Origin of the sequence: Gorillibacterium sp. CAU 1737, assembly GCF_039888655.1 — a bacterium.
In the GTDB taxonomy this organism is placed as follows: Bacteria; Bacillota; Bacilli; order Paenibacillales; family NBRC-103111; genus Gorillibacterium.
In genome coordinates, this window is sequence record NZ_JBDQQO010000013.1 from 68,550 (window position 1) to 91,829 (window position 23,280).

The following is a 23,280-nucleotide window of genomic DNA, read 5'->3' on the forward strand; positions in this document are numbered from 1 at the left end:
GGCAATTCCCCTTTCCTCATCATGGATTGAAATCAGAGAATGCTGAAACCCAACTTGGTCTGCGTGGCTTGCTCATAAGCTTCATAGGGAGAGCGATAGGGAAACGGGATCAGCTCTCTCATCGTGAGATGCGGATAAACTTGCAGAATTTGCTCTTTAAAGCTTGACGAGACGCGATATTCGGTGAGTGAAGGCTGACATTTGGAGCGAGGTGGAATGTTCACTTCTCCGGTGGTCTTCCGGTTATGGACGGAACACCTTGTGCAATGAGTGGCTGGGCATTGCTTGCATAGAGGGGAGTAATTCAACGAGTAGAGATGCTGGTTCTTCACGCTCACCTTATTCTCATGAACGGAGCCAATCGCTTTTCCTCCGGCGAGATATTCATGGGGGCAGACATAGAAGGCTCCATCGGGCGCGATAGCAAAATCGGTTTCTCCCGTTTTGCAGGACGTTTGGCTGGAGCTGAAGAGAACGTCTGTCAGTTTGTTGAACTCCTTTAATTTGTTATTCGCCCAGCAATCCACAAGATAAGCGGCAATCTTGTTCAATTCTCTCTCATAAGCGAGCAAGTCCATTTCGGGATGGACGTTCTGAAGGTTCAGATGAATGCGGTCCACTTTGTCGAACAGGGGGATGACAAAGTCCGAGAGCTGGCCGATCTCATCTCCGTTCACATTCAGAATCACATACTCCCGTTGGCCGCAATCGACAGCGAGGGTCTCCTTGTCAAAGACGAAGATGCAGTTCTTCTGATCCTTTACCAAATCGTAGAATTGGGCAGAGACGATGTGGGTAATGCGATGTTCATGAAATCCGCCGAACAGGGAGAGATCCAACTCGTGGTCACTGTGCAGGAAGACGGGAGTGAAGAAGTGATCGGCGCAATAATCAAGGGCGGCTTGAAGGGTAGGCTTGTCCATCCTGTTGCGCGGAGCAAGGAAATCACGGGAGCGGGATTCACAGAAATCCGTGAAGGCGGGGTCCAGAACAACATACATCTTCTTGTATTCGTTTCGGTAATCTTCACGTTCGATGTTCTTCTCGTTATAAAGCCGGTTGAAGTAATAGTTATTGGCGCGAACCCTTGCTTTATGCATCTTGCAAATGGCTTTGGACCGCTGGAAATTGGTAGGGGTGTCAGCAGAGTCATACGATTGGCCTTGGCAAAACATGCATCCGAGGGCAATCTCGCAATGCAGGCACTCCTCATCGCATTGCATGGGGTAGGTGGATACCCGGAAGCGGATGACCTTGTCGAAATCAATTCCACGCTCCACGTCGCCAATGGTGATCTCCTCTTTGTCGCTTTCCAGGGAGTAATCCTTATACCTCAAACAAGGGTAAATCTTGCCGGTCGGTCCGAGTGCGACCATCCTGCCGGCCCCGCATACCGGTCGGTTTAGCTGCTCGGCGGCCAAGGGCTTTCCAATCATGTCATCAAACAGCGTGACATAATTGTCCACGTACAGCTCTTGTTCGATAATGCAATCGGCGAGCTCCTTCAATTGGGATTCGAAGATCACATCATCCCCATCGTGCCAAACATCCTCGAACACGACATTGGCACTGACATCCTTAATGCCGATATTCCACAAGTGCAAGATGCTATCTTTCAACAGGGGCAAGTCGCTATGAGCAAACGTAACCTTCGTAGTGCCGGAGAATTGGGACAGATAAAGAGGCATATTTTGCTCGATAATATCGTAAGACCCGCTTCCATTCGGGAATACCCGCTGCATGTCATGCTTTTCCCTGGTCCCGTCAATGGTGATGGTAATCGAGAGCTTATCCTGATTTTTCTGAATGAATCGTTGCACCTCGGGGGAAGCGTAGTTGACGCCATTGGTCGTGATGCTGATCCGATAGTTCCACCACCATTCATGGCCCGAGTCATAGGCTTTCATCTTGTAATAGTCCATAATTTGATCGATGAGCTCCACTTCGAGGAAGGGCTCACCTCCAATAAAGCCGAGGATCACTCCAGGCTCTTTGGTAAACGTATCGGAGAATAAATAGTCGATAAAGGTTTTGGCTACTTCGAAGCTCATCACCTTGTCGGCTTTCTTGTGGCAGATGTAGCAATATTTGCAGCGAAGATTGCAATCTTCCGTAACGATGAAATCAATGCTTTGGGTATTTCCTCCGCCCCATTCGGGGGTTCTCGTTAGCGACAGGTCTTTGCATTCCTCCACAATAACCCTCCTAATCTGAATAAATCAGGAAAATACTGAGATAATATTCCATTTACAGTGTCATTAAAGCATATGACTTGTAATTTCGTCAATCCTATCTTTCAATTTGAAAAAAATGAAAATGATCGTTATATTGACAAACTAAGGAAACAAAGATAGTCTAAATCCAATGGTAGAATTGGAAATTATGTTCAGAAGCGTGTATGCAAACACGCTTTAGATCGGAGTGCCACATGTCGAAGGAAGATCTCCAACTGACCAACAAGGAGAAGGAAGTGTTGGGCATTCTTTGGTCGAGCGATGAACCCTTGATCGCATCTGATATTGCCAAAGCGGATGCTTCTTTAAACCTGAACACGGTCCAGGCTATCCTGCGTAAGCTGCTGAGCAAGGAGCTGATCGAGGTTGCAGACATTGTGTACAGCGGAACTGTCCTGACGAGGAGCTATCGGCCGCTGATCAACAAGAGAGAGCTGCTGCTGCAGCAATTTGTTGATCATTGGCGAAACCTCAGCATCAATAAAATCTCGATTCCTACGATTGTTACGACCTTGCTCGAGCATGAAAAGAACGAGGACCGGGTCATTTCGGAACTGGAAGAACTGCTTAAGGAGAGAAAGAAGCTTCTCGGGAAGAGGGAGGAGTAGAATGTTCTTTTCATTAACCGGCTTCTTAACGGTTCTATTCTTCAGTACCTTCATCATTCTCATTTTGTGGAAATGCCTCGAGAGCAACTGCCTGATCAAGCAGATCGGGATGGGCTCCTTGTTTGCCTTTACTTTTGTGGCGATGGCGAGGCTGCTGTTCCCAACCGAATTCGTTTTTGCCAACTCCTTCGGAATGAAACTCGTGATTCCTGGGATTGCGTCATTCTTGAGAATGACGGTCTTCGAGATTCGAACCTATCCCATAACAGTGGGAAGCGTCCTGTTGCTCCTATGGGCGATGGGGACTCTAGTTGTCGGGGGCAGAACCATTCACTCCTATTGTCGGTTTCAGAGGTTCCTGCGCACTCTCCCTGTTCTAAAAAGTGAAAATGTGCACAAGGCATTGGAATCGGTCGTTCAAAGGTACAAGCGCCCCGTCTCGTTCACGATCGTTCAAACCGGGATGATCACGACCCCTATGCTAACGGGTATTCGAAAGCCGACGATCCTTCTCCCCCTTATCGATCTGGAGGAGGAAGACTTGATCTTTATCTTCTCGCATGAGGTCGCCCACTACTATAACCACAATCTGATCATGAAGGTGTTCTCCGAGCTTCTGTCCTGTCTCTACTGGTGGAACCCGTTTGTCTATCTATTGAAAAAGCAAGTGGACAAGCTTCTGGAGCTCCATACCGACATAACCGTAACCCAAAGATTATCCCCCCAAGAGCAAGTCCAATACCTGGAGTGTTTACTGAAGGTAGCGAAACTAGCGTTTCAACCTTGTTCGGATCCATTGGCTCTGGCTTTTGACAGCAAGAGGTCCTCCGTTCTCCGGCAACGGTTTCAACTGGTTTTAGAAGATGCCGCCCCAATCAAGACGAAGAAAAAGAATGCCTTTCTCCAAGTGATTCCCTTACTCTGTCTGCTGCTCTTTTCCTTTACGGTCGTCATTGAGCCTTACCATATCGCTCCGCAGGATGAAGCAAGTACCGTGGAGTTGACCCATCAGAATTCCTACCTGATTAAGAAAGGCGATAGCGGATACGATGTGTATCTTGATCATAAATACTTTGCAACGGTGAGCAACATTCAAGAATCATTCGCAGATCTATCCGTCTATACCAGTGTGGAGGAGGCTCATATTCATGAAGAAAACCCTTAAAAAAGGGACAGCTCTATTTCTAGCGATTGGCATTTGCACGACCTTGCTGCCCATTGAGGCATCGGCACAACTTGCTGCGCCGGCAGCACCCGTTCCCCACATAAGTGGAACCACCAGCCAGACGATAACCCCTTTTGCGGATATCATCGGATGGAGATACAAGGCCGTTGACGGCAAAATGTTTCGAAGGCAATACAATTACTCCAGAAGCAAATGGCTTGGGGAATGGGAATTGTGTTAGGCCTGGGTTCCGGTAAGAGATAGAAAATGAAACAGCCCTCCCGGCTTCCTACTGGAAGCGGGAGGGCTGTTCTGTGTTTTGGAGTGTTCCGCATCGACAGGCTGACTCGTCAGCCTTTTCTGCGGTTTTTGGCGGCGAGGAGGCGGCTCATGGCGTCGCCGCCATCGCCCGTGCCTCCACCGGAGTCGCCCTTCTGCGGCGGGTCCGATGGCTTGGCGGCGGTCTCCGTCGCCTGCGTGAGCGGGCTTTTAGCGGCGGCCGAGCTGGTCTCCGCAGCGGGATGAGCGGCGGAGCGGCGATCAGCAGCCGGAGAAGCGGCCGGCGGCGAGGTGGGCGCCGCTGGTTTCCCCGCGGCTGCGGGGGTGCCCGCCGCCGGCTGCTCACGGCTCGCGGGCGCTTGCTGTGCCGCCGGGCCGCTTGGAGCGGCCGAGCCGCCGCCTGGGGAACCATCCGCGCCATAGAAGGCGCGGGTTTGTTCCTGGCGGCGCTTCAGCCGCTCCATGGCCGCGGAGCCAGCCGCGGTCGCCGCAGGCTGCGCCTGCCGGGCCGAGCGGAGCCGCAAGCGGCCGAGCGCTGCGGCGAGCTCCCGCCAAGGCAGCGCGAGCCGGCGGACCGCGATGTCGAGCGGCCAGAGGAGGAGCGCCAGGATCGTGAGCGCAAGGCGCAGATCCCGGCTGCGCTCTCCGGCGCGGATCGGGCCGCGGAAGACCTCCTCGGGGTGATCCAGCGAGAGCAGCTTGCCGCCGGTCATCTCCGCGATCGCCTTCAGCTTCTCGGTCGGATCAGCGACCGTGATCTTGTACTCAGGGGAGTACGGAACCACGAAGCCGGTCGAGCTGCTGCCCAGGGAGTTTCCGGCAGCGTCGGTCATCTCGACACGGGTGAGGTACGTTCCCGGTGTGAGGGCGCTGAGCTCGGTCTGGAACTGTCCCGGCGCGCTGGGCGAAGCCGTCAGCTTCCGCTCGCTCTGGTCGTCGCCGGTGATGGTGATGGCGGCGCCGGCGGCAGGCTCACCCGCCTGCGAGCTTACGGACAATTCGGTCTTCGCTCCCGTGGTGGAGGCCTCCATTTCGATTGGGGAAGCATCGAACTGCGGGAAGGTCCACTTGATGATCTGGCTGAACGTATCCGAGAATTGCGTCCAGCCGGTCCAATCCGGCGCCCATTTGCCGGTCACATCGCTCGTCCAGGCCACGGTTCTTCCCGAACCGTATTGCCAGCGGGCGAGAAGCGGATCGGGCTCGGGGCTGAGCAGGCTGACCTCGGCCAAATCCTTCGCCGTCGTGGCCACGTAGGCGTTGACGTTCGGCACCCCGCCCTGGAACAACCGGTTCCAGTCAGAGGCTTGGCCGAGCGCCGGGGTAAAGGGTTTGTCCACGATGTAGGAGCGGGACAGCAGCACCGTCTCCCGGCTGAAGATCGTCGGGATCGTACTTTGGTCGCTGGAGAAATAATAGCGTCCCTGCGCCAGCTCCGCGAGCCGCTTCAGAAGCTGCTGGTCCGCATCGTTCCCGACGGCTACGGTGGACATGGTCATGCCCTTCTCGATCATTTGCTGGGCAAGGGCCTCATAGCTTCCCCCTCCGGCGGATTGTCCGTCCGTGAGCAGGATGATGTGCTTGCGAGCGGCGGAGACATCGGAGAGCTTGCTCACCGCCTCCGCTGCGGCGGGGTAGATGTCCGTTCCGCCTTCGGGTTGGATGGAGCCGATTCGGTCGAGCACGTCCTCCTTGTCCGTAAGCGGGGTAGGCTCGACCACCCACCACTTGCTCGAATCGAAGGCGAGCACCCCGAGGGTATCCTTCTCCCGAAGCAGCTCCACCGTGCGCATGGCGGCTTCCTTGGCGAGCTCTATCTTATCGCCGGACATACTCCCCGAGCGGTCGATGACCAGGATGATGGCGAGCGGGGGAATCTCCCGCTTGCCTTCGAGCTCCATCTTCACCGGAAGTGCCTGCTCGATCGGGGTTTTAAAGTAACCGCCCATCCCGAAGCTTTCCTCACCGCCGGTCATGACAAGTCCCATTCCATAGTCGCGAACGGCTTGCTCGATCAGCTTCATCTTGGATTCGGGGATGCGGGTGGCGGACACGTTGTTTAGAATGAGGCTATCGTACGCTGCGTAATCAGCGAGCTCGCGGAACAACTCCTCGGGAGCGATAACATTTTGTCCGATTAATCCGGAATTCAAAACCGAGGTCAGGTTAGCGGATGTGCCGGGTGTCCCTTCGACGATGAGGACCTGAGGCGGTCCATTCACCCGACTGAAGGCATACCCGCTGTTGTTAGCACTCACCTCGTCTTCACCGAAGTAGATTTCAGCCCGGTATCGATGCAGCCCGGTGCTGGCAGCCAGCGCCTGGATCGCGAAGCGGTTCGCCCCTTTTTCCACACGCACGGAGGTCCGGGAGATCTCGCGGTTATCCTCGTATACCCTCAGCTCGCCGTCTGCGGCGAGGGTGCTCGTTAGCGCCACTTCGAGTGTATACTTTTCGGCCTGATACAGCGTGGCGGGGACTTTCACTGAATCGACGGCCACATCGGGCTTCCCGCTTCCCAGGACGGGAAGAACGTCGAGCCGAATGCCCCGATCTTTCAAAAAAGCGGCCTGCCGCGCGAGGTCACCGGCATTTTCTTGACCGTCCGTGATGAGGACGATGCGGGAATCCGCTTCCGTGGGCAGGAGCCCTCCGGCAAGCTGAAGCCCGGAGCCCGGGTTGGAAAACATCCGGTTGACCTGGGAAGCAAAGGTCCAAGCGTCCAGCGGCTCGGGTTGAAGGGTTCGATCGACAGCAGAGTCCAGCCCAGAGGCAATGACGCCGACCTGATCTCTCGGCGCCTTCGCTTCTGCCGAGCGACGTACCCAGTCTTCATAGGCCTTGGCTCTAGGCATGCTCTCGGAGCGGTCCGTCACGTAGAAGACGGAGCGTTCCTTGACGGGCAGCACCATTTCCGCTCCAGCAGCGGCACCGATCAGAGCCAGGATGATGAGAACCCGAAGCGTAAGGGAGAGGGTGCCCCGAAGCTTGCCGCGCTGAAACGGCGTGCGAACCGTCTGGAAGAAGAAGTAGAGGAGCGGCAGCACAAGGAGCAGGAGCCACGGGTAATCAAAGCGTATTCCCACGGCGGTACACCCCCCATTCCACAAAGATGATGAGCAGGGCAGCGAGGGCGAAGGCGGACAGGAGCGGAAGCGGGGAGCGGTTCGAGTCCTGAATGGGTGTTCCGTTCACGCCGGTATCCGTCTCTGTTCCTACCTCGGAGGAGGGAGAGCCGTTCGCCCCGGGAAGAAGGGGAGTCGGAATCGTTTGCAACGCTTCCGCGGAATCGGGTACGACCTCCAGATAAGTGTTGCGAACTTGCCCCTCTGCGTCGGTTTCTTCCAATCGGTATAAGCCTGGGTACGCTGGGGCGGTCTGCCCATTTGGCGTGATTCCGCCCGCTTCCCCTTCCGGCAGCATAGCACCGGAATCCTTGCTTTCCATGCGCACCCAGAGAGCGGATACGGTTTTGGCCGACAGGGCCAGATCGATCGGAGCCCCTGATAGGACCCGACCGAGCGACTGGTTGCCGGAAGCGCTGAGCCAGTCGGCAGCATTTTGCACGAGCACGGGGAACTCGGGACGCAGTGGAAGGTCGGACTCCTGCAGCGAGAAGGTGAACAGGAGCCGAGGCTGCCCGTTCTCCGTTCCGGCCAGGAGAAGCGGGGCACCTCCTGCTGTAATCAGCGGTTTGCTCCATGCGGGTGCGGCGGTCTCCCGTACGGCGGATACATGCGCTTCGGAGAAGCTAATGTGATCTGTGACGGGATGATCCACGACCTCCGGCGGCTCCGTCGTCAAGGAGGTCGGAGAACCGGTGGAGGAAGAAGGAAGGCTCCACACGGGCTTCGATGCAAGCAGGGAGGCCCACTCCGTGCGAGCGGGATCCGGCTTGAAGCCATCCAGAACGATGAAGTCGAGCTCGTCCTTCACGGTTGGCGGCGTATCGCCCGGAGCGGATTTCGTCACCTCGGCTCCTGTGAGCGCCAGGGCTTTTTCCAGGAAGAGATTGCCCTCGGTTACGAGCAGAACCTGTTTGCGGCCGCTCTTCTCGGGGAAGGCATACAGCGTGTTGTCGAGCGTGTAGTCGTCACCCGCACCGCTTCCGGCCACTTGAACCTTGTAGGTTTCGGCGGATGGCAGCCGATCGAAGGCGTACCCGCCTTGTTCACCAGGACCGAGCGTGTATTCACGAGAGTCGACGGGATCCTTCCCGGCGTAGACGGTCAGCGTAAATCGCCGCTCCGCTTGGGATTCGTTCCGAACCGAGGCAACCGCGCGGTAGGTACCGGCTTCCTCTTGCCCGGAGCTGGTGGCAATGCCGAATTGGGTGACAGCCAGGTTGCCGGAGGATGAGGATCCGATCTGCCGAAGCTGAACGGGTACGTGATAGGTCAGCCCCTCGATGGCCTCGGGCCACTGAGCGTCCGTATACACGATAATCTCTCCGTCTTTGTCATTCGCCGTCAAGGCAGCGGCGAGGGAGAGCGCCTCCCGGTATGCGGTTTTCCCATAGGAAGGGGAGAGGTTCCCAATCGCGTTACGGATGCGGGCCGGCTGCTTTTCTTCGGTGAGCAGCAGCTCCGGCTCCTCGCCCATGCCGATCAAGGTGATGCGGCTTGCTCCCGGATTCGCCCAGTCGGCGAGCGCTTGGCGCTTCGCTTCCTCAAGGCGGCTATCGGCTGGCTTGGCCGCTCCCTCCGCAGTTGCGGGGAGGTACGCCGTCATGCTGGCCGATAAGTCCATGACGAGGACGACGTGTCCCTTTGCCGTGCCGCGGACCAGTACGTAGGGCTGCATGGCGGCTAAGACCAACAGGGCAGCGGCAGCTAGCTGCAGCAGGAGCAGCAGGTTGCGGCGCAGGCGCTGCCAAGGGCGATTGGCCTCCGATTCGCGGAGCACCCGATTCCACAAGAGGTGACTGGATACCGGCGTATCGGTATAGCGCCGTTTCAGGATATAGAGAACGAGAATAGCGGGCAGGGTGAGGCCGAACCACAGGCTGGCCCATGATGCAAAATGCAAGGCGGATGCCTCCTTTCGGCCGGAATCAGCGGACCGTGCCGCTCGCGTGGAGCACGCGGCTTATGGTGTCGAGTGCGGGAACGTTCGTGAGGGCTACGGCATAGCCCATGCCGCGTTTCTGGCAATAGGCGGCAAGGTCAGTCGTATACTCGCGGACGGCCTCCCGATAGGCGCGGAGCACCTTGGGGCTTAGCGCGACCTCCTTGCCAGTTCCCGATTCGCTGTCGATCAGGCGCAGGTCGCCGATCAGCTCCGGGTCGATCTCCTCCGGAGCTAGCACCTGAACAACCTGGACCTCCTGCCGCGCGGCTTGCAGGTAGGTCAGCGCTTCCTCGACTCCCGACTCATAGAGGAAGTCCGAGAACACCCAGGCCATTCCCGGCTGCTTGGGCACCGAGAGGGGAGACATGATGGCGTTCGCGATGCTTCCCGTCGGCTCGGTTGCGGCCTCCTCCAGGAAGGCGAACAGCCGATGCGCCGAGCCTTTGCCGCGGACGAGCGGAAGCTCTCGGCTGATCCGTTCGCCGAAGAACCGGACGCCGGTCCGGTCATACCCGGAGAGCGCCATATAGCCGACGCAAGCAGCCAGTCGGCGGGCGTAGAGAAATTTAGAAATGCCACGCTCCTTGCCTGCGGCAGGTTTGTAAGCGGAGCTATCGCGTTCCTCAGCCGCGGCGGAAGTGGAGGGATGGGTGTTCCCGCCTCCATCCGCTCCGTTGCCGTATGCAGCCGAATCTCCGCTGGCCGCACCTTTTCCGCTGCCGAAATCCATGGAGCGCGAGCTGTCGATATACAGATGAACCTGAAGCTCCCGCTCATCCAGAAACTGCTTGATAAACGGCTTGCCGGTACGCCCGTAGACGTTCCAGTCAAGCTGGCGTGTGTCGTCACCGGGAGCATAGAGCCGGTAATCCGCAAATTCGAGCGAGGACCCGGCCTGCTTCGAGCGGCGACGCCCTTGAATGGTCCCGCGAATGCGGGATTTGGAGGAGAGCATCATCTGCTCCAGCCGGTGCAGGTCCTTCGGATTCGGGAACAGGAGAGAACCGCTCATCGGCCTTCGTCCGCTGCAGCCAGAATGTCCCGGATGATGGCATCCGTGGAGACACCGGTTGCTTGCCCTTCGAAGTTCAACAGAATCCGGTGCCGCAGCACGGGGAAGGCAACCTCTCGGATATCGCCCATGGAGACATGGAGCCTTCCTGCGCTCAAGGCGCGGATTTTGCCGACCGTGATGAGCGCTTGAATGCCGCGGGGACCAGAGCCGAAGCTGACGTACTGGCGGACGGATTGCGGTGCGCCTGCTTCCGTTGGATGGGAGAGCATCAGCACGCGCACGGCATAATCGAGCACCTCTTCCGCAACGAGGATATCCTTCGCGCCTTCCCGAATCTCCTCCAACACGGCGGCCGAGGCTACCTTCTCCGCTGCAAACACCTCGCTCGAGGTGGTTCTGCGTACGATTTCCTTCAATTCCTCGGGAGTCGGGTACGTGACGTGGATCTTGAGCAGGAAGCGGTCCAGCTGTGCTTCCGGCAGCGGATAGGTTCCTTCGTTCTCCAGCGGGTTCTGCGTCGCCAGAACAAAGAATGGCCGAGGCAGACGGTGGGTCTCAGACCCGACGGTGACGGTCTTCTCCTGCATCGCTTCCAGGAGCGCACTCTGGGTCTTTGGAGTGGCACGGTTGATTTCATCGGCCAATACGAGATTGCCGAAGATCGGACCCTGCTGGAATTGGTAGCTGGTTTCGCCGCGCACACCGAATTGGATGACATTCGTTCCGGTGATATCCGCCGGCATCAAATCAGGCGTAAATTGAATGCGGGAAAACTCGAGATCAAGCGCATCCGCAATGGTCCGGACGAGCATGGTCTTGCCAAGACCCGGAATGCCTTCGAGAAGGGCGTGCCCCCCGGTAAATATGCACCAGAGAAGCTGCTCCACGACTTCCTCCTGTCCGACGATCACCCGTCCGATCTGCTCGCGAACGCGAGCGAGCACCGATTGCCATTCCTGAAGCTGTTCTTTGGATTCGATCACAAGGCCACCTCTTAGTCCGGATTGATTTCTGTAAAATAATCACGTACGAGATTTTGCAGATTTTGCGGCAGCGGATTGCGCTCCAGCGAGCTCTTCGCCGCCGTCTCGTAATCGCGGTACACTTCTTGATAGGGGCGGGTGGTGCCGTCTATGGCTGGGGCGGAACCGCCTTTCTCGATCGGGCCTTGACCGGGTTTCGCAGGACCGCCGTCATTCGTGACGGGGCTGTTGCCTTGCATCGTGCGGGGAGTGCTGACCAAGTTGCGGGAACCCGCTCCCCAGCCGGCTCCGCTTCCTTGCCCTTGGCCGGAGCCGCTACCCGAACCGCTACCCGACCCCGAACCGTTCCCGCTTCCGTTGCCTTGGCCGTTTCCGTTTCCATTGCCTTGCCCCTGGCCGGAGCCGTTGCCATTGCCGTTGCTTTGGCCGTTTCCGGCGCTCGTGCCACTCCCGTCCCCAGGCGCAGGGCTGGCACCCGGAGAGGAGCCCGGCGACGAACTGCCGGTGCTGGGCTGACCGTTCGCCATCGCCTGAGCGGATCCTCCGGCGGCCCATGTCCCGCTGGCCGGACTACCGGAGGAAGCAGCCAGCCGTTCAGCGGCCGACAGGCCGAGCTCAGCCAGCTTCTTGCCCTCGGCGGCGGCCAACTGGCTGAGCTGATCATTCAGCTTGCCTTCCTCCATCGCCTCTTGCAGCGACGTCTCCAGCTGTTTCATCGCGTCGGCCAGCGCAGCCGAATTGGCCTCGCCGCTGCTGCTTTTCTGCAGCTCGGCGGCGGCTTTTTGCAGCGCCTCCTGAACGGCCTTGCTTGCTTCCCCCTGGGGCACCTGCTTGCTGAGGCGCTCCAGTTCACGAGCAAGAGCCTGCTTCTGCTCTTCGCTCATCTTGACTACATTCTGCTTCAGCTCGTTGCCCGCTTTCGCCAAATCCTGCTGCGATTGCTTCATCAGGCTTTCGCCAAGCGCCTTCAGGCTGGGATCCTTCTGTAGCTCTTCGGCGAACCGCTTGGCAGCCGCTTCCAGCTTTTTGGCTTCCTCCAGCTGCTTCTGCATGCTGGCGAGCGCTTTCTCCATCTCGGCCAGCGCTTCCTTTGGGTCCTTTGCCTCGCGGAGCCCTTCCTTCAAGGAAGCAAGCGCCTCGGCGAGCGGCCTCTTGGCCGCCTCCGGGAGCTCGGCTTTTTCGATGCGCTCGGCAATCTCCTCGACCTGCTTCTGGCCTTCCTGCACGAGCTGCCGTTCCTCGCGCAGCTTCTGAACGACGGCGTCCTGCGGATTGGGAAGAAGCAGCAGGCCGGCGAGCAGGCCTGCTGCTGTCGCCATAGCGACGAACCTGCGGCGCTCGTTCGGGAACCGAACGGCATCGCGAACGCGTGCATTCGCCGATTCGATCGCAGCGAGCCCTTCCACCCGCTGGAGGCGGGCAACCGGCTGTTCGCTGTTCCAGTAGGCGATCGCGGTAACGGCCGCGTTGCTCCCAGGTGTCAGCCGATCTGCGGCTGCAGCCGCTTCTTCATAGCGGACGGAACGGAAGAAGCCCCAGGCTACCCCGATGAGCCCTCCGCTTGCGAGAAGGGCCAGTGCAATCCAGCGATAATTTGGTATCGGCAGTAGGCGGGCCGTTAAGGCCAGCAGCACCGCGAAGAGGAGGCCTGCGGCGACGCCGGCAATGCCGGCCCGCAAGGTGCGAACGAAGCGTACCCTGCGCCGAAGGGGTTCCAGCTGCGAGAAGAGGAGCGGTTTGGCCGCTCCTTTTGGAATGGGGGTCATGGGACGGTTGTACGGAGACGTTGCCCCTGAGCCGGCTGGTTGACGAACAAGCCGGACAAGGCGAACAAAGCGGTCGGCCAAGCGTCGGATCCTTTGAGCCTGTCGGCGGCGAGGCGCCGGTGAGCCCGGCATCCCGGGAAGGCCGGGACGTTCTGTCGGAAGCTGCTCCATGGGGATTCCTCCTATTCTAGTGGTTTGACGTTCTTCGGCTTCTTGAGCACCGGACGAATGTAGCGGATGCTCAGGAGAACGGCTGCAACGGCAAGCACGCTCATGATGATGAGGAACAGGCCCCACAGCTCCATAGGGGCTTGGGATGTCCCCGATCCGGGAGAACGAAAGACTGATTCGGTGATGTCCTTTTCAAAAATGCTGAACAGCGCCGCAACGGGATTCAACCCAAGAAAATAGCCGGCCCAGTTGAAGATGTCAACGTTGGACGATCCGCCTTGCGCGTAAAAGGACCTTTGGATAAATTGTTGAGCGATCACATAAAGAACCGCCGTTCCCCCAAAGAGAAAGAGGCTCGTTCCATAGCTGAGAATGACAGAGGCAATCGTTCGCTTCAACAGGGTGGAGAACAACACCCCGAAGGCCCCGAGTACGAACATGACAAATACATAGAACAGGAAGACCAGGATGAGCTGCTTGGGCGAGATCCCGCCGTAGAGAAAGACGATGCCGTAGATAGGCATGGTGGAGACCACGATCAGCAGCATGAAGCTGAGAGAAGAGAACAGCTTGCTCAGGATGATGGTGGTGGAGCTCTGTTCGGTGGTCAGCAGCATGTTGAGCGTTTGCTTTTCCCGTTCGCTGCTAATTACGCCGGCTGTCAGACCCGGGGTCATGAAGCCGATCAGGCACAGCTGGACAACGCTGAGAATGTAGAACATATCGCGGCTCTGCGAGGGATTGAAGGAGCTTCCGTTCGTGAAGCCGCGGGTGACGTACAAATAACCGAAGGCGATGATACCGAACGCCAGCAGGTAGAAGAGAAGCGCCAGCGGAGAGCGAATCGTGCGCATGCGCAGCCGGAATTCTTTGCCGAGCACCGGGTTGACGATGCGTCCTTTTCGAAGAGTCGGGGCTTTCATTCAGCAGGCCCTCCTTTCGTGATCTCGAGGAACACATCCTCCAGGTTGGTCTGGGCCTCATTGAAGGCGATGACGCCGAAGCCTCGCGAGGCCATCTCCATGAGAAGCTCCGCCTGTTCCTGATCCTGGCCGGAAAAATGCACATGAATCCCGTCTTCCTGCACCAGCACGGAGCTGACAAAGGGACGATCCTGCAGGAAGGGGACCGCTTCCTCCACCGATCCGAGAAGCCGAATGTGCAGCACCCGCTTGACGCGCAGGCGGCCTTGAATGTCCTGCACCTTGCCTTGAGCAACCATCTGGCCGTTCTCAATAACCCCGATTTCATCGACCATCTCCGCCAGCTCCGGGAGAATGTGAGAGGAGATGATGATGGTTTTGCCCATCGACTTGAGCTCCTTCAGGATTTCCCGCATTTCGATGCGGGCCCGCGGATCGAGGCCGGAGGCCGGTTCATCCAGAATGAGCAGGTCCGGCTGATGAACGAGACAGCGTGCGAGACACAGACGCTGCTTCATCCCTCGGGAGAGGGAGTCCACATAGAAGTCTTTTTTCTCGGTGAGGTTGACCAGGTCCAGCAATTGCGGAATCAGCTTCTCGCGCTCTGCCCGGGGGATGCCGTAGCTGGCTCCGTAGAAATGCAGGTATTCCGTTGTCTTGAACCGGTCATACACTCCGAAGAAGTCGGGCATGTAGCCGATCTTGCGGCGGATTTCCTTCGGGTGCTCGACCACCTCGATGCCGTCAACTTTGGCGGAACCGGAGGTAGGGGCAAGCAGGGTAGCGAGAATGGACATCGTGGTCGACTTGCCCGCTCCGTTCGGACCGACAAAGCCGAAGACAGACCCTTTGGCAACGGTCATGTTTAGATCTCTCAAAGCGTAAAAGCTTCCGTATGTCTTGGTAAGATTGCGGATTTCAATCATGGAGCCACCGTCCCTTCGAGGCTGATAAGGGGCAGCCAGAAGCCGGTTTCACCGGAGATCGTCGCCTTCATTCGAATGACCTGGCTGGCGTTTACATACTCCGAGATATCGCCTTTTATTACATGCTGTGAATTGCTCACGGGCAGAGGCTCCCACAATGTCGTTTTGGCGTTCAGAATCTCCAGTTGGACGCTCGTGACCGGCTCCGTCTGAGAGATCGTCAAATCATGGTAACGGTACGTTTTCTGAGTTGGGGGGATGCGGTATTCAAATTCAAGGGTTCCGCTGCTTACCTGCATGTAACCAGGGTCCCCGTATTGGATCCCAGCCGTAGAGGAAGACAGTTGAGCCGGAATGACCCCCGTTGGATAGGTCAGCTTTCCTTGCTGTTCCTTCTCCACCGCAACCTTCTGAACCCACAGGTTCAGCCGATCGAAGCGAGAGACGCCCTTGGCCTTGAAATCAGGCTCCTTGTCCTTGCTCCAGCCGACGACCCAGGTATCGGACCGTTTCGAGATGTCCATCTCCGTAAAATAGGAAGAGATCATCTGCATTTGTCTCTCATAGGAAGGGGTAGAATGGTTGAACATGTTGTAGCCGATATCTCCGATGTAGGGGGTGGTGTTGGTTACACTGCCGCGGAACGTTTTGGTTTCCCCTTTGGCCAGATCTCCAACCGAGATCAGGTTTCCGCTGGACACCACATGGACATCCGTTAGCGGCTGTTCGGTTTCGTTGGTTACTTCCCCGATAATGTCGGTGCCCTCATAGCGGGCCTTCACCTGGAATTGACCGAGCTTTTCCTCACGCGGGTTCTCCCAGTGCGTCTTGCGAACCGACCAGAAGTCGACATTGCTCCATTCCACCCGCAGGCTGTCCGGGAGTTGGTGAAGCGAGGCTTCCGTGGTTCCGGCCAATTGGGCGTTGACGCCGCTTCCCATCTCGCTGCCAAAGGGCATGGCTTGAGCAGAAGCCGGAAGGTCCAGGCTGAATTTGCCGCCTTTGGAGACGAAGACAGCCGCATCCGAAATGCGCTTGCCTGACCCGCTTCCATCCAGCTCAAAACGGTTCAGCTCATGGACGAGGGAAGAGGTTTTATCCGAAGCGCCTACGTAATAGATGATGCCGGTTGATAGAATGGCGAACAAGGGGATGATCCCCCACGCCCACTCTCTGCGGTCCAGCTTTTTCAGCAGGAGGTAGAGGAGCGGTGCGACGAGCAGAACATAGCCGGCAAACAAGAGCCCGAGCAAGCCAAGCTTTGGCGAGTTGAGCGAAGGAAACTGATTCAAGGCGTTGTCGATCTGCCAAAATGAATTGGAGTAGATGAGCGGGCCTCCGTTGCGGTTCGCCGGGGTATCGAAAAAGGCCGGCCAGACGCCAGCGTTCCCGCTCCAGCCTGAAATGGCGGAATCCGCGAGATCGTACGCGAATGAATACACTCGTCCCAAGCCCACGTTGCGGGTCGAAATAATCGGAACTCCGGATTCGGTTGCGACGGAAACTCCGTCCGTCAAGCTTCCGGTTGCCAGCGTCAGCGGACTGGACAGCGTGAGCTCTTTCCCGCCAAACTGAGCGTAGTTGGGCATTTCGGTCAATTGGGTTGTACCGGTCGCTGCAAGCGGTGCCAGATCGGCGAAGGGTTTGGCCGATTTGGCATACTGAGCGCCGCCGGCCAAAAACAGCTTGCCGCCTGTCTTCACCCAGCTTCGAATGGCTTCCACCTGTTCCGGGCGGAGCGAGTCCGATGCGAAATCGTTCACCACAAGCGCCTTCAGCCCGGTCAAGTATCCGGGATCGTCCGGTATGTCGTCGGGAGTGAGCGGAATGGAGAGCAACGAGGGCAGCCGGATGGCGGATAGAAAATTCAACGTGTCGGGATCGCGGGTAAGCCCCCCGATGATTTGTTCGTCGATCATGTTGAGCTTCAGGTATTTCTGGCCGCTCAGTTCAACGGTCTTCCCATTCTCTTTATTCCGAAACTCAATCTTGCTGTTTTTGCTGGAGTAAGAGAATGCGGGTACCGAGAACCAGAGGGTCTTCGTGCTTCCCTTAGCCAGTTCCACCTCTTGGTTGTACGAAATGTCTTTGCCCCCGGCCGGGTTCACGGTGGTCACGACCAGGGTTCCGGCGAGATCCTCTCCCGGATTGGTCAGGATGATGCGAATGGGAACGCGCGTCCCGGCCTGACCTTGGCTTTCGTAGCCTTCGATGATTCGCGTCTCCAGCTTGGCGTCCTCCGCATGAGCAAGGGAAGCGGCAAGCGGCCCGTCCCAGGCAGAGCCGATGACCCCTACGCACAAGAGCGCGATGGCGATGCGGACGGCGACCGTCCGTAGCTTCGTGAGCAAGCGGCAAACTCCTCTCTTTTTGACAATCTCTATCTATATTTGACGGATGCAGGGAAGCGAAAGTTGCGAATGCGCTTTGCGTTTCCCCATAGACTAGACGAGAGAGAATCATGTTCCCCTGCAACCGATGGAAAACCAATACGGATTTCTATACAATGAAGCGAGAAGGATGACGTCGTGATGCTTTTCATCAATGGGAATGAGGGGGAATGTGAGATGGAATACCGGATCGAAAAGGATACAATGGGCGAAATCCAGGTGCCGAAGGACAGGCTGTGGGGAGCCCAAACCCAGCGCAGCAGCGAGAATTTCCGCATCGGTACCGAGCGGATGCCGCTTGCGCTCATCCATGCGTTCGCTCTGCTCAAAAAGGCGGCTGCTCGCGTTAACGAACAGCTGGGCAAGCTCACGGCGGATAAGGCCGATGCCATTTCCGCTAGCGCCGACGAGATTGCGGGAGGCCTCTGGGATGAGGAGTTTCCCCTTGTGGTGTGGCAGACGGGAAGCGGCACCCAGACGAACATGAACGTCAATGAGGTGATCGCGCACCGGGCCAATCAGCTTCTTGCCGAGAGAGGGAGCGCCGAGCGCGTTCACCCGAATGACGACGTGAACCGCTCCCAGAGCTCCAACGATACCTTTCCGACGGCCCTTCACGTGGCGGGAGTGCTTGCGGTGGAACGGCTGGTGCTGCCGGCGCTTGACCAACTGAAAGCCACGCTCGCTGCTAAGGAAGAAGCCTACCGCGAGATCGTGAAGATCGGCCGAACGCATCTGCAGGATGCGACTCCGCTCACGCTCGGTCAGGAATTCAGCGGCTGGCGGGCCATGCTCGACAAGACCGCTGCCATGCTGCGCCTCTCGCTGGACGGCATGAGGGAGCTTGCCATCGGGGGAACCGCGGTCGGCACCGGCTTGAACGCGCATCCGCTCTTCGGAGAGAAGGTGGCAGAGGAGCTTGCCGCCATGACCGGGACCTCCTTCCGATCGGCTGAGAATAAGTTCCATGCGCTAACGAGCCATGACGACGCGGTGTTCGTTCACGGGGCGCTCAAGGCGCTCGCCGCGGATCTGATGAAGATCGCGAACGACGTCCGCTGGCTCGCGAGCGGGCCGCGCTGCGGGCTGGGCGAGTTGCGCATTCCCGAGAACGAGCCGGGAAGCTCGATCATGCCCGGCAAGGTGAACCCGACCCAAGCCGAAGCGCTTACCATGGTCGCTGTTCAAGTCATGGGCAATGACGCGGCCATCGGCTTCGCTGCAAGCCAGGGCAATTTCGAGCTGAACGTGTTCAAGCCGGTCATTCTCTACAACTTCCTCCAATCGGCCCGGCTGCTTGCCGATGCGATGCGGTCGTTCGACGAGCATTGCGCCGTCGGCATCGAACCGGATTTGGCGGTGATCCGCCGCAACCTGGACGAATCGCTCATGCTCGTCACGGCGCTCAATCCGCACATCGGGTACGAGAATGCCGCTCGCATCGCCAAGCTGGCTCATCGGGAAGGGCTCTCCTTGAAGGAGGCCGCACTCAAGACCGGCCTGTTGACGGCCGAGCAATTCGACGCCTTCGTCCGCCCGGAAGAGATGATTCACCCGAAGGAATAGCCGGAGCCGCTGCGGGAACTTGCAGGAGCTTACAGGAGCCAGCCCGTCAGCATGGCCGCTCCGATTCCTCCGAAGACCACCACGATGATCGGCAGCCCGGCAAGCGAGAGCAGGAAGGCGGCCAATGCACCGGCCGTGCCGGTCCAAGCGTCTCCCGTCGAGGTAAAGATTGCGGGGAAGACGAGGGCGGAGAGAACGGCATAAGGCAGGTAGTCGAGAAAGAGCCGCAGCCTTCCGGTGACTTGAAACCGTTCGGTGAAGAGCAGCGGAAGCAAGCGCGGGATGTAGGTCACGACAGCCATGCCGAGGACAGCCAGTCCTGCCGATAGCATCGTGTTCATGAGGGAACCTCCTTGGTCAGCCAGGCTCCCGCTCCGGCTGCGATGAGGGTAGAGAGAATCACCCTGACGCTGCTGGACAGCGGAGCGAAGATCGGGATGTAGGTGAAGGCGCATTGCACGAGCGCGGCAAGGACGGCCACCATCAGGGCGGGGCGAGAGGTTTTGACGCCCGGAACAAGAAGCGCGAGAAACATCACATACAGGGAAATGCCCATGCTGCTCTTGACCAGCTCCGGCAGCCCGGAGGAGAGCAAGAGCCCCGCCCAGGTACCACAATTCCATGAGAGATAGGCGACGGCGTTGAGCCCGAGCAGATACGGGACGGACAAAGTCCGCGACGATCGATGCAGCGACGCCACAGCAAAGGTCTCATCCGTAATCCCAAAGGCGGTTATCGCCTTCACCCGACTCGCGAGAGTCGGGTTTATTTTTTGAGTAAGAGCGGAGGACATGAGAAAATGCCGGAAGTTCAAAATGAACGTCGTGAACACGATGGCGAGCGGTGCAGCTCCAGAGGCGAGCATGGTGACCCCTACGAATTGGGAAGCGCCTGCGTACACGATCAGGGACATGGCGACGGCGATCCAGGGAGAGAGTCCTGCTGTTTCCGCCAGCATGCCGAAGGTGATCGCGATGGGAAGGTAGCCGACGGCGACCGGAATGCCCGCTTTAACCCCCTCTCGCCAGGATTCCTCCTCATCGGCTACGGGCAAGCTGGAGGATACACGAGGATCGATTTGTTTTGTTTGCTCCATTCTGTATCTCCTTGTATTTATTTTAGATAAGCATGTTTCGCGGTCAGGCAGATGGGGTATAGAGGTAACAGGCCGTTCGGTTCAACGAACCGAATCAACAGGCGATGTTCCATAACGATCCGATCGGAGGGAGAGTCTTGTACCAGCTCAGTTATAAAGGAAAGCTCATGGGAGAACCCATGAATGAAGAACGGGCAAGGGCGATGGCGGTCTACCTGAAGCCGTGCTTTCAAAACCTGGAGGTCGTCAAGGCGCCTCAATCCGAAGGACACGAGCAAAAAAACGAACCGGCTTCGGCTTAATGCCGGATAGAGACCTAAGCAGCCGATAATCCAACAACCGAAGGACCGGTCCACTACCCAGCGCCGGTGGCAAACGCCCTCATTCTCGTATACAATGGCAGAAGATTCCCCAGCCCTTGTTCGCTGAAAGGAACGGCGAACACAGGGTTCTTTTGTTTGCGAGAGGAAGGAAACGAACGATGGCCCCTATTATCCGCAAGGGCGGTTTGGCCCAAGCTTTACGAGACGTTCAACAGGAGAGAAAGCTCCGGGATCCCGTCTATTTGGTCTGTGTGGGAACGGATTGCTCCACCGGAGATGCCTTCGGCCCTTTGGTCGGCAGTTTCCTTCGCGATGCGGGATATCCGTATGTGATCGGGACCTTGGATCGCCCCTGTGATTCGTCTACCTTGCAAGAACAGCTTCGCGAGCTGCCCGCGGATGGGTCGGTCCTGGCGGTCGACAGCGTCGTGGGCCGGTCCGTCGGTTATTTTCAACTGCTGCAGGAGCCGCTTGAGCCAGGCAAGTCCCTTGGCAAGCCGCTGCCGAAGGTCGGGGATGCCTCGCTTCTCGGCATCGTGTGCCCGAACCGTTCAAACCCTTACACCGCGCTTCAGAGCGCCTCGCTTCATCTGGTGCTCAGCATGGCCAAGGAAGCGGCGAGCGCCATTCTCTACACTTTCGGTTCCCCGGAGTATGCGGACGCCGCGCAGCGTCTGGACTCACAGCTGATCACGCAGGTATTACCCGCGCAGGCAGACAGGAACCGTCAAGAATAGTGCTTAGGCAGGGGCGCGTTTCGAGGGACTTCGCTTTTCGGCCGTTTTACAATGGAAGGACTTTGTTTCCTTTTTTGCAAAGCATCCTGCCAGCGATTTCCGAGCCAAGGAGTGATTTTCATGACGATGGTTTCTCATCGAAACGTAACCAATGAAGACCAAGAAGTATACTGCTGCCTTCGCAACAAGGTGGTGAAAGCGGACGCCTCCCACCTTGCCCAATATTGCAATGGCTGTCGGATGTTCCGCTCGTTTCTCCCGGAAGGCGGTATTGAATGCCAATGGGAGGATATGCGGGCTTCCTCTTTCGAAGTGACGGTCACTGATCCTTACGCGGAGTGGATGGACAATCAGCGAAAGGATGTTCGACACTCGTTTCCGCTGGACAGCGGCGGGGCAGAATCCGACGAAGCCCTCGCCGGTTAGCGAATCTAGCAAAACCGTTGATCCTTGCATTTCACGTTACCATTCCTATTTCCAGTATTCAAGGGGGCTTTCTGTGGTATAGAAGCTGTAACCCCTTTCATGTTTCACATATGGAAAATATGGGTAACCAAGAACAGAGCCCTTCGGAAGGCGATGATCTTGAAAAGGGAGTGGAATGCATGTCGATCGAACGGTTTATCCTTCGCAAGCTTAGCCGCTGCAAGCAGAAGGAGCTTCGGGCGAACCTGCTGCAGCTGCTCGTCATCCGTATTCAGAAGGCCCAGGAACAAGCGACGGCCGATTTGCCCAAACGGGCGGGATAGGATAATGGTCCATGTCTTCATTGACATGGCTGAGGCCCCTGGAAAGGGGCCTATTTGTTTGCATTCCGGCAGGTTTTGGTCGTGGACTTTGCCCATCTCGGCGCGTATACTCGGGAAAGAAACCTGCGTGCTCCGTTTCGGTGGCGGCTGCAGTTTTTTTGTTTTGCTTCTATTCATAGGAAAAGGGAGGCTATCATGAAGACGATTCGCGAATTTATCAAAGCTTCCCGCTTTTCGATCGTACCGGTCATGCTGATGCCGGTTCTTCTTGGCGCGCTCGGAGCTTATGCCTGGGAGGGAAGCTGGAATATCGGGCTTCTCCTGCTAACGGGAATCGGGGCAGGGGCCATGCACTTGTTCTCCAATATGATCAATGACCTTTGGGATTACCGCAACGAGACGGACGGCATGGCGGCACAAATGGAAGGCTCCATCCAGACGAATTCCCAGTTCCTCACGAATGGCATCTGGTCGGAGAAGAAGTTCGCTCGGTGGACCTGGTTGATGTTTGCGCTGGCTCTCGCTTGTGGAGTGGGGCTCGCGGTTTGGAGCGGCTACCCGGTTCTGATCTACGGGCTTCTGGGGGGGCTGATTGCTTATTTCTACGTGGCACCGCCTATTCAATTCGGTTACCGGGGAAAAGGGTACAGCGAGCTTGCCATCGTGATTGCATTTGGCGTTCTCCCGGTCGTTGGCAGCTACTATGTGCAAACCTCCTCGTTTCGTTGGGAGGCGATCTTGCTGTCGCTGCCCATCGGCTTGTTGACTACGCTGATTTTGTTTAATCATCATTTTCTCCATTGGCGAGCCGATCAGGCTGCCGGCAAACGCACCCTGGTCGTTGTGCTGGGGGAAAGACGGGCTTTGCGATTTTCCGCCATGCTGGTAGGCTTGTCCTATCTGTCTCTGATCGTTGCCGCCGTTGCGGGAGCCGTTCCGGTCTATTCCCTTCTGGCTCTGTTGACAGCCCTGCCGCTCGTGAAGGTCTACCGAACGCTGAAGGATGAGAATCCTTCTGCTGCTTACCTTCCGCTCATGCAGGCGTCTCTTCAGGCGAGCGTCCGCTGCGGGCTTGTGATGGCCGCGGCCTTGTTTGTCCAGGGGTTGCTCCGATTCGCCTTCTAAGAATTCTCCCCCTCTGGGACAAAAACGAAGACTGAAGTGCACCCCTTAGAATAGACATTGGAAAAACCCCCTGGGAAAATCCGATGAAAATCTAGGGGGTGCATTTTTTATGGCGAGAAAAGGACAGAAGTTCCAGTCGTATACGGAAGAATTG

20 protein-coding genes are annotated in these 23,280 nt (G+C 57.6%); 9 read left to right on the plus strand and 11 right to left on the minus strand.

Annotation, left to right across the window (positions count from 1 at the left end; translation table 11 throughout):
• Positions 1-32 precede the first annotated feature (32 nt).
• On the minus strand, positions 33-2,195 hold the full coding sequence (locus tag AAFN83_RS20400) for a radical SAM peptide maturase, CXXX-repeat target family (protein ID WP_347772815.1): 2,163 nt from the start codon (positions 2,193-2,195) through the stop codon (positions 33-35).
• A gap of 233 nt (positions 2,196-2,428) precedes the next feature.
• On the opposite strand from AAFN83_RS20400, the gene AAFN83_RS20405 reads away from it, so the two are divergent.
• Genes AAFN83_RS20405 through AAFN83_RS20415 form a run of 3 tightly spaced genes read left to right on the plus strand, consistent with a single transcriptional unit; the run spans position 2,429 to position 4,248 of the window.
• Entirely contained in the window at positions 2,429-2,842 is a 414-nt protein-coding gene (locus AAFN83_RS20405; protein WP_347772817.1) for a BlaI/MecI/CopY family transcriptional regulator, read from the plus strand.
• A 1-nt stretch (position 2,843) separates the two neighbouring features.
• On the plus strand, positions 2,844-4,007 hold the full coding sequence (locus AAFN83_RS20410; protein ID WP_347772819.1) for a M56 family metallopeptidase: 1,164 nt from the start codon (positions 2,844-2,846) through the stop codon (positions 4,005-4,007).
• On the plus strand, positions 3,991-4,248 hold the full coding sequence (locus AAFN83_RS20415) for a hypothetical protein (protein WP_347772821.1): 258 nt from the start codon (positions 3,991-3,993) through the stop codon (positions 4,246-4,248). The genes AAFN83_RS20410 and AAFN83_RS20415 overlap by 17 nt, the downstream gene beginning before the upstream one ends.
• 109 nt (positions 4,249-4,357) lie before the next feature.
• Here the strand turns inward: AAFN83_RS20415 and AAFN83_RS20420 are convergent, their stop codons facing one another.
• From AAFN83_RS20420 to AAFN83_RS20455, 8 genes are read right to left on the minus strand one after another with little or no spacing between them, the layout of a single operon-like run.
• Positions 4,358-7,372, minus strand: coding sequence for a VWA domain-containing protein (locus AAFN83_RS20420; RefSeq protein WP_347772823.1), 3,015 nt, complete (start codon positions 7,370-7,372; stop codon positions 4,358-4,360).
• Positions 7,356-9,314 (minus strand): vWA domain-containing protein, encoded by a 1,959-nt coding sequence (locus AAFN83_RS20425; RefSeq protein ID WP_347772825.1) that lies wholly within the window; start codon positions 9,312-9,314, stop codon positions 7,356-7,358. Before AAFN83_RS20425 ends, AAFN83_RS20420 begins: the two co-directional genes overlap by 17 nt.
• Positions 9,315-9,339: 25 nt before the next feature.
• Entirely contained in the window at positions 9,340-10,368 is a 1,029-nt protein-coding gene (locus tag AAFN83_RS20430; RefSeq protein WP_347772827.1) for a DUF58 domain-containing protein, read from the minus strand.
• Positions 10,365-11,354, minus strand: a complete 990-nt coding sequence (locus tag AAFN83_RS20435) for an AAA family ATPase (protein ID WP_347772829.1) — start codon at positions 11,352-11,354, stop codon at positions 10,365-10,367. The genes AAFN83_RS20430 and AAFN83_RS20435 overlap by 4 nt, the downstream gene beginning before the upstream one ends.
• Positions 11,355-11,365: 11 nt before the next feature.
• Entirely contained in the window at positions 11,366-13,291 is a 1,926-nt protein-coding gene (locus AAFN83_RS20440) for a twin-arginine translocation signal domain-containing protein (protein WP_347772831.1), read from the minus strand.
• Between the two features lie 11 nt (positions 13,292-13,302).
• Complete coding sequence (locus AAFN83_RS20445) at positions 13,303-14,214, minus strand: ABC transporter permease (protein WP_347772833.1); 912 nt, start codon at positions 14,212-14,214, stop codon at positions 13,303-13,305.
• Complete coding sequence (locus AAFN83_RS20450) at positions 14,211-15,140, minus strand: ABC transporter ATP-binding protein (RefSeq protein WP_347772835.1); 930 nt, start codon at positions 15,138-15,140, stop codon at positions 14,211-14,213. Before AAFN83_RS20450 ends, AAFN83_RS20445 begins: the two co-directional genes overlap by 4 nt.
• Entirely contained in the window at positions 15,137-17,491 is a 2,355-nt protein-coding gene (locus AAFN83_RS20455) for a DUF7408 domain-containing protein (RefSeq protein WP_347772837.1), read from the minus strand. Before AAFN83_RS20455 ends, AAFN83_RS20450 begins: the two co-directional genes overlap by 4 nt.
• 216 nt (positions 17,492-17,707) lie before the next feature.
• Here AAFN83_RS20455 and fumC point away from each other — a divergent pair, with 216 nt between their 5' ends.
• A complete protein-coding gene (fumC, locus tag AAFN83_RS20460; protein ID WP_347772839.1) occupies positions 17,708-19,096 on the plus strand; it encodes a class II fumarate hydratase in 1,389 nt (462 codons plus the stop codon).
• A 29-nt stretch (positions 19,097-19,125) separates the two neighbouring features.
• On the opposite strand, the gene AAFN83_RS20465 is transcribed toward fumC, so the two are convergent.
• A complete protein-coding gene (locus AAFN83_RS20465; protein ID WP_347772841.1) occupies positions 19,126-19,437 on the minus strand; it encodes an AzlD domain-containing protein in 312 nt (103 codons plus the stop codon).
• Positions 19,434-20,192, minus strand: a complete 759-nt coding sequence (locus AAFN83_RS20470; protein WP_347772843.1) for an AzlC family ABC transporter permease — start codon at positions 20,190-20,192, stop codon at positions 19,434-19,436. Before AAFN83_RS20470 ends, AAFN83_RS20465 begins: the two co-directional genes overlap by 4 nt.
• A 137-nt stretch (positions 20,193-20,329) precedes the next feature.
• Here AAFN83_RS20470 and AAFN83_RS20475 point away from each other — a divergent pair, with 137 nt between their 5' ends.
• The 5 genes from AAFN83_RS20475 (at position 20,330) to AAFN83_RS20495 (ending at position 23,126) form a co-directional block, all read left to right on the plus strand.
• Entirely contained in the window at positions 20,330-20,494 is a 165-nt protein-coding gene (locus tag AAFN83_RS20475) for a hypothetical protein (protein WP_347772845.1), read from the plus strand.
• 179 nt (positions 20,495-20,673) lie between these two features.
• Positions 20,674-21,252 carry a spore protease YyaC gene (gene yyaC / locus AAFN83_RS20480; protein ID WP_347772847.1) on the plus strand — a complete coding sequence of 193 codons (579 nt, stop codon included), beginning with the start codon at positions 20,674-20,676 and terminating at the stop codon, positions 21,250-21,252.
• Positions 21,253-21,372: 120 nt separating this feature from the next.
• Positions 21,373-21,678 (plus strand): hypothetical protein, encoded by a 306-nt coding sequence (locus AAFN83_RS20485; protein ID WP_347772849.1) that lies wholly within the window; start codon positions 21,373-21,375, stop codon positions 21,676-21,678.
• A gap of 179 nt (positions 21,679-21,857) precedes the next feature.
• Positions 21,858-22,001, plus strand: coding sequence for a hypothetical protein (locus AAFN83_RS20490; RefSeq protein WP_347772851.1), 144 nt, complete (start codon positions 21,858-21,860; stop codon positions 21,999-22,001).
• A 195-nt stretch (positions 22,002-22,196) separates the two neighbouring features.
• A complete protein-coding gene (locus tag AAFN83_RS20495) occupies positions 22,197-23,126 on the plus strand; it encodes a prenyltransferase (protein ID WP_347772853.1) in 930 nt (309 codons plus the stop codon).
• Positions 23,127-23,280 lie beyond the last annotated feature (154 nt).

Coding starts and splice junctions, on each gene's coding strand:
- AAFN83_RS20405 (WP_347772817.1), top strand. CDS start 2,429: ATGTCGAAGGAAGATCTCCAACTGACCAACAAGGAGAAGGAAGTGTTG.
- AAFN83_RS20410 (WP_347772819.1), top strand. CDS start 2,844: ATGTTCTTTTCATTAACCGGCTTCTTAACGGTTCTATTCTTCAGTACC.
- AAFN83_RS20415 (WP_347772821.1), top strand. CDS start 3,991: ATGAAGAAAACCCTTAAAAAAGGGACAGCTCTATTTCTAGCGATTGGC.
- AAFN83_RS20430 (WP_347772827.1), bottom strand. CDS start 10,368: ATGAGCGGTTCTCTCCTGTTCCCGAATCCGAAGGACCTGCACCGGCTG.
- AAFN83_RS20440 (WP_347772831.1), bottom strand. CDS start 13,291: ATGGAGCAGCTTCCGACAGAACGTCCCGGCCTTCCCGGGATGCCGGGC.
- AAFN83_RS20445 (WP_347772833.1), bottom strand. CDS start 14,214: ATGAAAGCCCCGACTCTTCGAAAAGGACGCATCGTCAACCCGGTGCTC.
- AAFN83_RS20450 (WP_347772835.1), bottom strand. CDS start 15,140: ATGATTGAAATCCGCAATCTTACCAAGACATACGGAAGCTTTTACGCT.
- fumC (WP_347772839.1), top strand. CDS start 17,708: ATGGAATACCGGATCGAAAAGGATACAATGGGCGAAATCCAGGTGCCG.
- AAFN83_RS20465 (WP_347772841.1), bottom strand. CDS start 19,437: ATGAACACGATGCTATCGGCAGGACTGGCTGTCCTCGGCATGGCTGTC.
- AAFN83_RS20470 (WP_347772843.1), bottom strand. CDS start 20,192: ATGGAGCAAACAAAACAAATCGATCCTCGTGTATCCTCCAGCTTGCCC.
- yyaC (WP_347772847.1), top strand. CDS start 20,674: ATGGCCCCTATTATCCGCAAGGGCGGTTTGGCCCAAGCTTTACGAGAC.
- AAFN83_RS20485 (WP_347772849.1), top strand. CDS start 21,373: ATGACGATGGTTTCTCATCGAAACGTAACCAATGAAGACCAAGAAGTA.
- AAFN83_RS20490 (WP_347772851.1), top strand. CDS start 21,858: ATGTCGATCGAACGGTTTATCCTTCGCAAGCTTAGCCGCTGCAAGCAG.
- AAFN83_RS20495 (WP_347772853.1), top strand. CDS start 22,197: ATGAAGACGATTCGCGAATTTATCAAAGCTTCCCGCTTTTCGATCGTA.